General features: G+C 32.5%; 8 protein-coding genes, 3 tRNA genes, 1 rRNA gene and 1 pseudogene (1 of these 13 only partly in view). 7 read left to right on the top strand and 6 right to left on the bottom strand.

All coding sequences use genetic code 11. The annotated features are described in order from the left end of the window. Positions 1–23: 23 nt before the first annotated feature. Complete coding sequence (locus BLT88_RS13955; RefSeq protein WP_036784815.1) at positions 24–626, bottom strand: carboxymuconolactone decarboxylase family protein; 603 nt, start codon at positions 624–626, stop codon at positions 24–26. A 358-nt stretch (positions 627–984) separates the two neighbouring features. Here BLT88_RS13955 and BLT88_RS13950 point away from each other — a divergent pair, with 358 nt between their 5' ends. Together BLT88_RS13950 and recJ are read left to right on the top strand one after the other, a co-directional pair. Then, a complete protein-coding gene (locus tag BLT88_RS13950; protein ID WP_091955559.1) occupies positions 985–1,410 on the top strand; it encodes an OsmC family protein in 426 nt (141 codons plus the stop codon). A gap of 28 nt (positions 1,411–1,438) precedes the next feature. Beyond that, positions 1,439–3,124 (top strand): single-stranded-DNA-specific exonuclease RecJ, encoded by a 1,686-nt coding sequence (recJ, locus tag BLT88_RS13945; RefSeq protein WP_091955826.1) that lies wholly within the window; start codon positions 1,439–1,441, stop codon positions 3,122–3,124. Between the two features lie 79 nt (positions 3,125–3,203). Here the strand turns inward: recJ and BLT88_RS13940 are convergent, their stop codons facing one another. From BLT88_RS13940 to BLT88_RS13925, 4 genes are all read right to left on the bottom strand, one after another. Then, a complete protein-coding gene (locus BLT88_RS13940; RefSeq protein ID WP_091955558.1) occupies positions 3,204–5,612 on the bottom strand; it encodes a helix-turn-helix domain-containing protein in 2,409 nt (802 codons plus the stop codon). Between the two features lie 106 nt (positions 5,613–5,718). Continuing rightward, a complete protein-coding gene (locus BLT88_RS13935; RefSeq protein WP_091955557.1) occupies positions 5,719–6,048 on the bottom strand; it encodes a DUF2200 family protein in 330 nt (109 codons plus the stop codon). Between the two features lie 99 nt (positions 6,049–6,147). Then, complete coding sequence (gene odhB, locus BLT88_RS13930; RefSeq protein WP_172824320.1) at positions 6,148–7,353, bottom strand: 2-oxoglutarate dehydrogenase complex dihydrolipoyllysine-residue succinyltransferase; 1,206 nt, start codon at positions 7,351–7,353, stop codon at positions 6,148–6,150. A gap of 90 nt (positions 7,354–7,443) precedes the next feature. Continuing rightward, positions 7,444–10,176, bottom strand: a complete 2,733-nt coding sequence (locus tag BLT88_RS13925; protein WP_091955554.1) for a 2-oxoglutarate dehydrogenase E1 component — start codon at positions 10,174–10,176, stop codon at positions 7,444–7,446. Positions 10,177–10,362: 186 nt separating this feature from the next. Between BLT88_RS13925 and BLT88_RS13920 the strand changes: the two genes are divergently transcribed. The 3 genes from BLT88_RS13920 (at position 10,363) to BLT88_RS13910 (ending at position 10,655) form a co-directional block, all read left to right on the top strand. Then, a tRNA-Asn gene (locus BLT88_RS13920) sits at positions 10,363–10,436 on the top strand. A 40-nt stretch (positions 10,437–10,476) separates the two neighbouring features. Further along, positions 10,477–10,548, top strand: a tRNA-Gly gene (locus BLT88_RS13915). Positions 10,549–10,569: 21 nt separating this feature from the next. Next, a tRNA-Leu gene (locus BLT88_RS13910) sits at positions 10,570–10,655 on the top strand. 217 nt (positions 10,656–10,872) lie between these two features. Here the strand turns inward: BLT88_RS13910 and BLT88_RS14555 are convergent. After that, positions 10,873–10,950: pseudogene (locus tag BLT88_RS14555) on the bottom strand (hypothetical protein); the annotation flags it as partial. 105 nt (positions 10,951–11,055) lie between these two features. Between BLT88_RS14555 and BLT88_RS13905 the strand changes: the two are divergent. Continuing rightward, positions 11,056–11,454: a hypothetical protein gene (locus BLT88_RS13905; protein WP_091955552.1), complete on the top strand. Its 399-nt coding sequence runs from the start codon at positions 11,056–11,058 to the stop codon at positions 11,452–11,454. 1,107 nt (positions 11,455–12,561) lie between these two features. Beyond that, positions 12,562–13,062: ribosomal RNA gene (locus tag BLT88_RS13900) — 16S ribosomal RNA — on the top strand; it runs 1,019 nt beyond the window's last position.

Here is a 13,062-nt window from a genome sequence, read left to right as displayed (position 1 = left end):
CGTTTAATCGTTGAATTTTAGGTTTAGTAATCAGAACCATCATGTTTTCCAACTTCAAAGCCATGTTTTCCTAAAAACTGATTTCCACTGCCTATAGCGTCTTCTTCAAGAGTTGTTCCCATAGAATCATTCCATCTATTTAAATACCCAAAGAGAGAAATTACTCCTAAGATTTCTACAATTTCACCTTCGTTCCAATATTTATATAATTCTTTTTTGATGTCTGCATTAACAGCATTTGGAACCATAGAGGCTGCTAAAGAAAAATCTAGAGCTGCTCTTTCTGCATCAGAAAAAGCTTTGTGAGTTTTGTATTCCCAAATATTATCTAATTGTTCTTGTTCCGCTCCGTAACGTTCTGCAGCTCTAATTGCATGCGCTTGGCAATATCTACATCCAGTGGCGTTGCTAGAAACCCAAGCAATCATTCTTTTTAAAGCCGATGTAACACGTCCTTCATTTGCCATTACAGCTTTATTCAAATTGATAAAAGCTTTAGAAATGGCCGGCCTTCTTTGCATTGTTAAAACTGAATTTGGACAAAAGCCTAAAGTTTCATTAAAAAATTCTGCTAATTTTTTTGTTTCTAAATCGTGTTCTGCTAATAACGGTGTTACTAATGCCATGTTTTTTTTAGTTATTGAATTAAATAATTTATTTTTTATCTGGTCGAACTATTGAGATCACTATGGGAATCGAATAAAAATTTTTCGATATTTGTATCACATGATTTGGATCTTTTAAAATCGGACACAATATTAATTGCCCTTTCTATATAAAATGTTTACTTATTTTTAGTGAAAACTGATGTGTCATATCTATTCGTGATAAACAGTATAAAGTCATTAACAAAAAAAAATGAGTATTCACAATCTTATTTTAATTTGATGAGATTTATTCATTTTAACATCTTCTTCGTTTGTGTTTTCTTATTTTTGTTAGAAAGCTCAATTTAAGAATTCAATTTTAAAAAAAACATAAAAGATGGAGAAGAATATAATTATGACCAAATGGATACAAAAGTCACAGTTTGAGAGTGATAATCCTAGCGGGCATTCATTTACGATGTTTGATAAATCTCAAGATAATGGAGATGTGATTGGTTTTGCGCCAAAAGCCTTAATGCTATCTTCTTTAGCTGGCTGCTCTGGTTTAGATGTAGTTTCATTGTTAGAAAAAATGCGTGCAGAAGTTGCTGATTTTAAAATAGAGGTTACAGCAGAATTAACAGACGAACATCCTAAGTTTTACAACAAAGTAAAAGTAGATTATCATTTCACAGACAGCGAATTACAACCAGAAAAAATTCAAAAAGCTGTAAATTTATCAGTTACAAAATACTGTGGAGTTATGGAAATGTTTAGACAGTTCTCTGATGTAGAAATTGAAATTCATTTACACAACATATAAAACGGAACTAAACGCCAAAAAAATTGCTATGAGATGGACGTTAAAGCCACAACCCGAAAAAGAAAAAGTACATAATTTAGCCAAAGAACTTCAAGTTGACACAACTATAGCGTCAATTCTTTGTCAAAGAAATATTGAAACATTTGAGGATGCAAAAAAATTCTTTCGCCCCAGTTTAGATGAAATTCATAACCCTTTTTTAATGAAGGATATGGATGTTGCGGTAGCGCGAATTGAAGCGGCCATTTCTAAGAATGAAAATATTTTGATTTATGGCGATTATGATGTGGATGGCACTACCGCTGTTTCTTTAGTTTCCTCTTATTTAAGAACAATTTATCCAAATATTGCAACCTACATTCCAGACAGATATGCAGAAGGTTATGGGATTTCTTATACGGGAATCGATTTTGCCAATGACAATGATTTCTCTCTTATCATTGCTTTAGATTGTGGAATAAAAGCGATTGAAAAAGTAGCGTATGCAACGGAAAGAAATATAGACTTTATTATTTGCGATCATCATAAACCAGGAACAGAAATACCAAAAGCTGTGGCGGTTTTAAATCCAAAACGAGAAGATTGTAATTATCCTTTTGACGAATTATGTGGCTGTGGAGTTGGTTTTAAATTAATTCAGGCTTTAGGAGTTTCAAGAAATCAAACCATTGAAGATTTTGTGCCTTATTTAGATTTGGTCGCGACTGCCATTGCTGCAGATATTGTGCCGATGAATGGAGAAAATAGAGTGCTTGCATTTTTTGGTTTACAAGTGATTAATCAGCATCCAAGAAACGGAATTAAAGCACTCATTCAGCAGACTAAAAAGACTGAACTTACGATAACAGATGTTGTTTTTATAATTGCACCAAGAATTAACGCTGCAGGAAGAATCAAACACGGGAATTATGCGGTGGAGCTCTTAACTGAAATGGATTTTGAGGCTGCTATTGAATTTGCAGCTGCCATAGAAATTTTTAATGCAGACAGAAAAGATTTGGATAAAAAAATTACAGATCAAGCCCTAATTCAAATTAATGATAATGAGGAAGAGAATGGATGTACTTCTGTTGTTTATCAAGAAGATTGGCACAAAGGGGTTATTGGAATTGTAGCTTCTAGATTAATCGAAAAATACTACAGACCTACTTTGGTATTTACAAAAAGTGGCGACAAATTAGCCGCTTCTGCGCGTTCTGTTAAAGGGTTTGATGTCTATAACGCACTTCAAGAATGTGAAGAATTTATAGAACAATTTGGCGGACATAAATATGCTGCGGGATTAACTTTACTGCCAGAAAATTACACCAATTTCAAAAACAAGTTTGAAGAAGTTGTTGAACGAACTATTGATAAAAAATTATTAACTCCACAGATTTCTGTAGATGCAGAAATAGATTTATCTGAAATTACCCCTAAGTTTTTTAGAATTATTGAGCAAATGGCACCTTTTGGGCCCTTGAACATGAAACCTATTTTCAAATCTATCTGTGTTAGAGATAATGGTTTTGGAAAACAAGTTGGTGCAGATAAAACACATTTAAAACTGAATGTTTTTCAAGGGGACAATAAAAAAACCTACAACGCTATTGGTTTTAACTTAGGGAATAAAATGGCCATTGTACAAAATGATTTCGATATTGTTTACGCGTTAGACGAAAATGAATGGAATGGTCATAAATCTGTGCAATTGCTGTTGAAAGATTTAAAGTAATTTTCTATGTCTTTTAATGCCTAAACCACTATTAGTAATAGTGAAATCCAGAGTTCTACTTGTGGAAAAATTATATAAATTAACTTTCCATAGACATTAAAACCATTTTTAATTCCATATAAGTAATACTTGGGTCTACCTTTTCTTTAAGAGAAGCTAAGCCTTTTACATCACCAGCTTCTTCAATTTCATGTAGTATTTTTTTGTAACGGTTTAGTTCAATCAATTCTAAAACATCAATATCTCCAGAAGTAATATAATTCGCTAAATGATTTTCAATTGTGCCAACAGTTAAACTTCTTTCTTTGGCAATTTCTTTTATAGAAAGACCCGATGTAAACAACTCAAAAGTAATTTGTTTCGTTGGTTTTTTATCTTCTTTTTTTTGTTCGTTGAATTTATTAATTCCGTTTTCTTTACAATACCCTTCAATAGCTTCTAATATTTCTTCTCCGTATTTAGAAACACGAATTTTACCCATTCCAGCAATTTTTAATAAGGCATTTTCAGTTCTTGGCAATTCATCACACATTGCATATAAGGTTTCTTGCGTAAAAATCTGAAAGTGCGGAATACCTAAATCTTTAGAAATTCCATCTCTTAACTCACGTAATTTTATCGCTAAAATTGGGTCACGTTTAGAAACTACTTTTTTCTTTTTAGTCGGTTCTGATTTTTGTAAAATGGCTTTGGCTCTTACTTTTAAATATTCTTGAACTTTAAAACCATTCGTCATTTTTTGAAGTGAAAAAAGTTTTTCTAATAACTTTTCTTGCAAGGAATCAAATTGCTTCGTAAAATCTTTTTTAACAGCTTTGTTATCAGTTGAAAATGAAATAGCATTTAAAGGATTTAGAATATTACCTTTTGTTTGAGTTACAAAATAATTTAAAGCCTTTATAAAACGTTCTTGAATTTGAGAACTATTTTCCGGAAGAATAGAATCTTCTGAAATTGCATTTAATTGGTTTTTAAATCCATTAGAAACTTTCATTAAAGCGACAACTCCATCATCTTTAATAGTTTGTAAGTGGTCTATAACATCCCCTTTAATACTTGTTCTATTCTTGTAATAGATATCTATTAATCTTGATATTGGATACAAAAGTGGTTGATAATCAAATAATTCTGAAATTAAATTTAGCTGAAAATTTTTTTCAGATTCATTTAAAATAGTCTCATCAGGATGATTCTCTTCCACAGTTTCATTAAAAGTACTAACTGTTTTATCATTGATGATGGCGTTGCTAGAAATCGGTGTTTTTAAAACCAAGCCTTCTAGGGAAGTACACCTACTTAAAGCCACATATGTTTGACCATGCGCAAAAGAAGCTTCCGCATCAATTACCGCTCGGTCAAATGTTAAACCCTGACTTTTATGAATGGTAATTGCCCAAGCCAAACGCAAGGGGATTTGTTTAAAAGAACCAACAATATCTTCTTTTAACTCTTTGGTTTCCTCATTAATAGAATAATTAATATTATCCCATAGTTCTTTTTCGGCAACAATTTCGTCAATTTCATTGGCACACTGCACGGTTACAGTTTCTTTTGAAATATCTGTGATAACTCCTATTTTACCATTATAATATCTTTTTTCTAAGGAGGAATCATTTTTGATAAACATCACTTGAGACCCTATTTTTAGGGCTAAATTTTCATCATTAGGAAAAGCGTTTTCATTGAATTTACCAGAAATTTCGGCTTTAAAAAAACAGCTTTTGGTCTTTAGTTTATTTAATTCAGAATCGTTGATTAAGTTGGCTCTTCTGTTATGAGTTGTAAGGGTGATATATCCTTCTTCTTTACTTGGAGAAAAAGTAGGGTTGTAGCGTTCATTTAAAATTTTGGCAGATTTTTCTGATAAATCATCATTTCTAATTTCATTTAAAATAGTGATAAAATCTTCGTTTTTCTGACGGTAAATATGCTTCAACTCAATAGAAACTACATTGGCTTCTTGATAGGCTTTACTGCTAAAAAAATAAACGGTATTGTAATGTTGCTGCAGTAAACTCCACTCATTGGGTTTTACAACAGGTGCTAATTGCTGTAAATCACCAATCATTAAAACTTGGGCGCCACCAAATACTTTGTTTCGGTTTTTATAACGACGCAGCACTTGATCGATACCATCCAATAAATCGGCTCGCACCATAGAAATTTCATCAATAATTACTAAATCTAAGGATTTTATAATATCAATTTTAGTTTTCGAAAACTTACGTTGTTGATTAGAAGTATTTGCAATTTGATTGGGTAAAATTGGTCCAAAAGGCATTTGAAAAAATGAATGAATCGTTACGCCTTTTGCATTGATTGCTGCAACACCTGTAGGTGCCACAATAACCATTCTTTTTAAAGATTCTTTTTTAATTTGATGTAGAAAAGTAGTTTTTCCTGTACCTGCTTTTCCTGTGATAAACAGGTTTCTATCTGTTTTTTCTATAAAGTTTAAGGCAAGTTCTAATTCTTTATTCTCTATCATAACAAGATTTCTATACTCATTTTCTTGTTGTAAAAATAGTGTTTTAGTTTACAATATCTGAATAATATTATGACCTTAAAATCTTTTCCATTTGTCTGCCTTTTGCTCATTCATCAATGAGTTTTTCCATTTGTCTGCATTGTTTATACAATTCAAATTCATCTTCTATTTCTTCAATTCTATAACCACAAACTATCCCTTTAATTAAATGTGCATTTTCATGAATTTTTGCTTTCTCAAAAAAGGTTCTAAATGTTACTTTTTCTGCAATAAGAGATTGTAATTTGTTTTCGTTAAAACCAGTAAACCATTCTATTACTTGATGGAACTCTTCTCTTGTTCTACCATGTTTTTCCAATCTATTCCAGTAAAGTGGATATATAGATGCAAAGATCATATTAGCCACTTTTTCATTTTTTTTAGCGGTAACTTTCATTTTATTAAAGTATTGATATAGCAATTTACAAAATTCTTATATATAAAAAATCCTAAGCAAAAGCTCAGGATTTTAATATTTACAAAACAACATTGTTGCCTACATTTCTAATGCTTTTGTTGGATTGTTATCCATTAATAACTCGACTGGGTTTTCTAAAGCTTCTTTAACAGCAACTAAAAAACCTACAGATTCTCTACCATCTACAATTCTGTGATCGTAAGAAAGTGCAACATACATTATTGGTTGAATTACAACAGCGCCATTAACCGCCATTGGTCTGTTTACAATATTGTGCATTCCTAAAATTCCACTTTGTGGAGGATTCAAAATTGGCGTAGACAACATAGAACCAAATACACCACCATTGGTAATTGTAAAAGTTCCTCCAGTCATTTCATCTATGGTAATTTGCCCATCTCTAGCTCTTAATGCCAAACGTTTTACTTCAGATTCTACACCTCTAAAAGATAAGTTTTCTGCATTTCTAATTACAGGAACCATTAAGCCTTTAGGTCCAGACACGGCAATAGAAATATCTTGAAAGTCATTTTTGATTTGGAAATCTCCGTCAATCATAGAATTTACATCAGGATATAATTTTAAAGCTCTTACCACTGCTAAGGTAAAGAAAGACATAAATCCTAAGCCAACGCCGTGTTTTGCTTTAAAAGCTTCTTTAAATTGCGTACGTAAATCAAAGATTGGTTGCATGTTTACTTCGTTAAAAGTTGTTAACATGGCAGTTTCGCTTTTTACAGCAACCAAACGTTCGGCAACTTTTCTCCGTAACATAGACATTTTCTTACGCTCTGTTCCCCTCGATCCGTTTGCAGGCTGAGTTCCCATAGAAGGTACAGCGTTTACTGCATCATCTTTCGTAATTCTACCATCTTTTCCGGTTCCTTTAACCGCAGAGGTAGCAATTCCTTTTTCAGCAAGTACTTTTTTAGCAGCAGGAGAAGCAGTACCGGTCGCATACGTTTCCGTTTTTGGCGTTTCTTTTACTTCAATTTTCTTTTCTTCTTTTTTTACTTCAACTTTTGGAGCATCACCCTCTGGTTTTGCAGCACCTGTATCAATCAAACAAACTACAGCACCTACTTCTACAGCGTCACCTTCTTCAGCTTTTAAAGTAACAATTCCGCTTTCTTCTGCAGGCAGTTCTAAAGTTGCCTTATCAGAATCTACTTCTGCAATTGGTTGATCTTTTTCAACATAATCTCCATCTTCAACTAACCACGTTGCAATTTCTACTTCTGTAATCGATTCTCCCGGAGAAGGAACTTTCATTTCTAAAATCATCAGTTCTTATTTTACTTATTGCTGAACTTATTTCAGCATTTAATTTTAATTTTTTATGCTATAACGCGCTACGCTAACTTTTAAAATGAGTTATTCATTATTAAAAACACTGTTTATAACCGCTTTATGTCGTTTCTTAAATCTTGTACTAGAACCCGCTGCGGGTACTGCATAATACTTACGAGAACGAACCTTTAGTTTTACCAACTCAAAACGTTGTAACATAAAACTCCAAGCACCCATATTTCTTGGTTCTTCTTGTGCCCAAATATATTCTTCAATATTTGGATATCTATCGATTACTTGTTGTAATTTCTCTACATGTAAAGGAAATAATTGCTCTATTCTTACCAGCGCAACATCTTCTCGCTGCAATTCTTCTCGTTCTGCTAATAAATCATAGTAGAATTTACCCATACAGAAAACAAGTTTCTTAACACCCTTTGGGTTTAAGGTATCATCAATTACTTCTTGAAATTCGCCAGTGGCTAATTCTTCAATTGTATTGACAGCTTTTGGATGACGTAATAAACTTTTTGGAGTAAATACAATTAATGGTTTTCTATAATCACGTTTCATTTGTCTACGCAACAAATGATAAAAATTTGCAGGTGTTGTACAGTTCGCAACAGTCATATTGTCTTCTGCACATAATTGCAAATAACGCTCTATTCTTGCCGATGAATGTTCAGAACCTTGGCCTTCATATCCATGCGGAAGTAAGACTACAATTCCGTTTTGAACTTTCCATTTATCTTCTGCAGCAGAGATATATTGGTCAAAAATAATTTGAGCTCCATTAGAAAAATCTCCAAATTGAGCTTCCCAAACGGTTAATGTATTCGGGTTTCCCATCGCATACCCATAATCAAATCCTAAAACCCCATATTCAGATAATAACGAGTTGTAAATCGTCATTTGCCCTTTACTCTTTGGATTTGTATTTAATAGGTTAATACGTTCTTCTGTAACTTCATCACGCAAAATAGCGTGCCTGTGAGAAAAGGTTCCTCTTTCTACATCTTGTCCAGAAATACGAACATTAAACCCTTCTTCTAGTAAACTTCCATAAGCTAGGTTTTCTGCCATTCCCCAATCTAATTGATTAGTTTCGAAAACCATTTTAGCTCTACCTTGTAAAATTCTTTCTGCTTTTCTAACAAAGTTTGCCTTTTCAGGAACTGTAGAAACAATTTTGGCAATATTTTTTAAATTATCTTCAGGATAAGTGGTATTTGTTACTGCTAACATGGCATCAAGATCTTGACGCTCAAATCCTTCCCAAGTAGATTTCATAAACTCCTTTACTTTAGAAGTTTTATCCTTTTTAGAGTTGTCGAATTCAGTATTCAACATATCTCTAAACTCAGTTGTAATTTCTGTTAAATAATTTTTATCGATACTTCCTTCAGCAATTAATTGTGCCGCGTAGATATCTTTTGGGTTTTGATGTTTAGAAATTGCTTTGTATAATTTTGGTTGTGTAAAACGAGGCTCATCACCTTCATTATGGCCATATTTTCTATAGCCTAATAAATCTATAAAAATATCAGATTCAAAACGCATTCTAAATTCTAAGGCCAATTCCATTGCATGACAAACGGCTTCTGTATCATCTGCATTTACATGTAAAACAGGCGACAAGGTAACTTTGGCAACATCTGTACAATAGGTGCTTGAACGCGCATCTAAATAGTTGGTTGTAAACCCTATTTGGTTGTTGACAACGATATGAATAGTTCCTCCAGTTTTATAACCATTTAATTTAGCCATTTGAACGATTTCATATGCAATTCCTTGTCCAGCAATAGCAGCATCACCATGTATAATGATGGGTAAAATTTTGCTCGCATCACCATTATATTTTCTATCAATTTTAGCTCTTGTAATCCCTTCTGCTACAGAAGCAACAGTTTCTAGGTGAGATGGATTTGGAACTAAATTCATTTTAATTTCATTACCATCTCTATAGGTTTTACTTAACGTTAAACCTAAATGATATTTTACATCGCCATCGATATCTTCATCTTCGAAATCTTTTCCTTCAAATTCACTAAATAAATCTCTAACTGGTTTTTTAAAGATGTTTACTAGCGTATTTAAACGACCTCTATGTGCCATTCCTAAAACGCATTCTTTCACACCATATTTTTCGGCAGCATCTCTTAGCAAAACGCTAATACCTGGAATTAAAGCTTCACCGCCTTCCAAAGAAAAACGTTTTTGCCCTACGTATTTGGTTTGTAAAAAACTCTCGAATGTTACTGCCTGGTTTAATTTACCTAAAATGTATTTTTTAGCTTCTACAGAATAATTAGGATGGTTGTCATTTTTATTAAAGCGATCTTGCCACCATTTTAATTTTTCTGGATTACGCATATACATGTATTCTACTCCAATAGAATCGCAATAAATACGTTTTAAGTGCCCAATGATTGCAGAAAGTTTAGTTTTACCGAGTCCTAAAATTTCACCTGCAGAAAACTCTTTGTCTAAATCGTTTGCGGATAAACCAAAATTTTCGAGATCTAAAGTCGGTTGGTATTGTCTTCTTTCTCTTACTGGATTTGTTTCAGTGAACAAATGACCACGAGTTCTGTATCCATTAATTAAATCAACAACAAGAAATTCTTTACGAACTTCTAGCGGCACTTCTAATGAATCTTCTTCCTCTTTTAATGAATAATTTTCATTTGCTAAATCATATCCTTGAAAAAAGCTTCTCCAACTCGATTCAATTGCATCTGGATTCACCAAATATTTATCATATAAATCAGCTATAAAGCCTGTATGTGCTGCGTTTAAAAACGAAAATTTATCCATAATATAGTTTCTGCTTTTTTAATAAGCTGTACTAATCAACAAAAATACAATTTTTGAGATGAAAGGGTATTTTTTTTCTTTAGAATAACAAAATAAAAAAAAATAAAATTTTTATCAAAAGTATTTGGCAATATTCGGAAAAGGTATATATTTGCACTCGCTAAACACAAATCATGTGAAGCAAACTCCTCCTTAGCTCAGTTGGTTAGAGCATCTGACTGTTAATCAGAGGGTCCTTGGTTCGAGTCCAAGAGGGGGAGCAAGTTAAGCGAAAGCTTAAAAGTTCATTAAAAAAAGACTGCGAAAGTAGCTCAGGGGTAGAGCATCACCTTGCCAAGGTGGGGGTCGCGGGTTCAAATCCCGTCTTTCGCTCTAACTCAAAACAGTACCAATGCTGAAGTGGTGGAATTGGTAGACACGCTGGACTTAAAATCCAGTGGTCAGTAATGGCCGTGCGGGTTCAAGTCCCGCCTTCAGTACAATAACCGTTGTTAATCCTTTGATTTACAACGGTTTTTTGTTGTTACAGCTTTTTTATTTCCGACATACTTCCTGCAAACAAGGAATTACACCGATTAAATTCAATCTTTTTTAAATTAGTTCACCATATAGTTAATAGAATCTAACGATTAAATAAAAATCAATTAATTAATCTTGATTAATCATTAGAAATCAATTGTTAGATATGGCATTAGTTTAGTTTTTAATAAACTTCTTTCTTACTTCTTGTAAACCATTTTTAATACTAATTACATAGACTCCTTTTGGTAGTGATTTTACATCTACTTATTTAAAAGTATAATATGACATAAATCAATATAATTCTATCCTATAACTTTTAATTTTGCTTGAAATAAATTGAGCTAAGACTGAAAAACTATGACAGAAGAAGAAATATTAAAGGCCTATAGAGATGATATAATTACTCTTGACATAGCAAATCAATTAAGACGACATAAGGATACTCAAAGTGCTATAGAGAAAGCATATGAAGATGGTACAATTACCCTTGAAATCGCAAATCGATTAAGACAAGAGAAGAAAAACAAAGAGTTAGCTAAAGAAAATTCTAAAAGACAATTTGACAGAAATAAATACATTAACAAAGAATACTCCAAAGGAGAACTTTCAGTATCAGATACAATAGCATATAAAACAATGTTATTATTAGAAAATAATAGAAAGAATACGAGTTTAATAGCTACTATACTATCTATTCAATTTGCAATCTCAATATTAAGTGTAATTATTTATTTAATTTATATAGTTAGTCAATAATACTATTAGTTACCTTCAAATTGAAATATAATCAATAACCTATTCAGATATTTTCTATATTTAATTTTTTTCCATCCAATGGGTGGTTTTCAATTCATTTTATAGCAGAATGATTGTGAGAGGGTCTAAACACTCTCTTTTTTTATGTTTAATACTTTTGGATTTTTCTGCAAATTATATTCAAAATACGCAAAATGCTTAAAAAAATTGTAAAAACTTATATATATTTTTGAATAATCGATTTGTGATTAAATCATTTTTTTTTATTAGGGGGTGCCTACTAGGGGTTAGCATCCCTTTTTTTATACTTAATAGTTTCGATATTTTTCTAAATTTTTCAGATGGATAACTTGATTTTATCTAAATACCTTTTCAACTATTTTAAGTGATTGGAATGTCGTTAAATTCATTGAATTGAAATACTACGTATCTATGACATTAATCGAACGTCAATAAGCTATATTAGACCATTTAAAAGCATTTAATACTACATGATATGTTACGTAGGATTGAGCAGATAGCCTACCTATAAACCTAAAGTAGTAGATAAAGTATTAATAAATAGTTGTGAGATTAGAAAGAGGGTGTATATTTGCACCCGCTAACGGGGATTTTTGTTTTGTTGGTGATGTTCATTGAGTTGTTGTATTGTAGGATTAGATTGGGTTTTAATTTTGATAAGGTTGTTTAGATTTTATTAAAAATAAGGTTTATTTTTATTTGGTTTATGATTAAAAAACGTTGTATGTTTGCAGTCCGAAATTTTCGGCAGCTACGTTCAGTTTTTTTAGTTTTAAAGGGGTTTAAAAAAAAGTATTTTTTTTCTTGTTGGAATAGAAATAGTTTATATATTTGCACCCGCTAACAAATACGGCAAAAAGATTACAGAGATTTTGGTAAGGATTTTGGTAAAAAGTCTACTAGTTCGATTCTAGTATTTCTACAAGATAGGATTTATAATGATTGTTTTAAATGCATGAGATTATTATTCTAGAAGTTCATTGAAAATATTGAAATTGACAGCGTAAACAAAGAGTAGAATAACCATGTTTAATTAAATTTAGACAAATTCTTTTGAAACTTATTCATTCATATTATTTAAAATATACAATGAAGAGTTTGATCCTGGCTCAGGATGAACGCTAGCGGCAGGCTTAACACATGCAAGTCGAGGGGTAACATTGTAGCTTGCTACAGATGACGACCGGCGCACGGGTGCGTAACGCGTATAGAACCTACCTTTTACAGAGGGATAGCCTTTAGAAATGAAGATTAATACCTTATAGTATTGAGACTTGGCATCGAGTTTTAATTAAAGATTTATCGGTAAAAGATGGCTATGCGTCCTATTAGTTAGTTGGTAAGGTAACGGCTTACCAAGACTTCGATAGGTAGGGGCCCTGAGAGGGGGATCCCCCACACTGGTACTGAGACACGGACCAGACTCCTACGGGAGGCAGCAGTGAGGAATATTGGGCAATGGAGGCAACTCTGACCCAGCCATGCCGCGTGCAGGAAGACTGCCCTATGGGTTGTAAACTGCTTTTATACAGGAAGAAACACTGCTACGTGTAGCAGCTTGACGGTACTGTAAGAATAAGGACCGGC

It is taken from the genome of Polaribacter sp. Hel1_33_78 (genome assembly GCF_900106075.1).
Classification (GTDB): Bacteria; Bacteroidota; Bacteroidia; order Flavobacteriales; family Flavobacteriaceae; genus Polaribacter.
Note: the sequence above shows the minus strand (reverse complement) of the source record. Positions and strands in the feature narration are given on the sequence as shown.

Excerpts from the sequence above, each read along its gene's own strand:
- recJ (WP_091955826.1), top strand. The coding sequence starts at position 1,439 with ATGAGATGGACGTTAAAGCCACAACCCGAAAAAGAAAAAGTACATAAT.
- odhB (WP_172824320.1), bottom strand. The coding sequence starts at position 7,353 with ATGATTTTAGAAATGAAAGTTCCTTCTCCGGGAGAATCGATTACAGAA.
- BLT88_RS13905 (WP_091955552.1), top strand. The coding sequence starts at position 11,056 with ATGACAGAAGAAGAAATATTAAAGGCCTATAGAGATGATATAATTACT.
- BLT88_RS13940 (WP_091955558.1), bottom strand. The coding sequence starts at position 5,612 with ATGATAGAGAATAAAGAATTAGAACTTGCCTTAAACTTTATAGAAAAA.
- BLT88_RS13935 (WP_091955557.1), bottom strand. The coding sequence starts at position 6,048 with ATGAAAGTTACCGCTAAAAAAAATGAAAAAGTGGCTAATATGATCTTT.
- BLT88_RS13950 (WP_091955559.1), top strand. The coding sequence starts at position 985 with ATGGAGAAGAATATAATTATGACCAAATGGATACAAAAGTCACAGTTT.
- BLT88_RS13955 (WP_036784815.1), bottom strand. The coding sequence starts at position 626 with ATGGCATTAGTAACACCGTTATTAGCAGAACACGATTTAGAAACAAAA.
- BLT88_RS13925 (WP_091955554.1), bottom strand. The coding sequence starts at position 10,176 with ATGGATAAATTTTCGTTTTTAAACGCAGCACATACAGGCTTTATAGCT.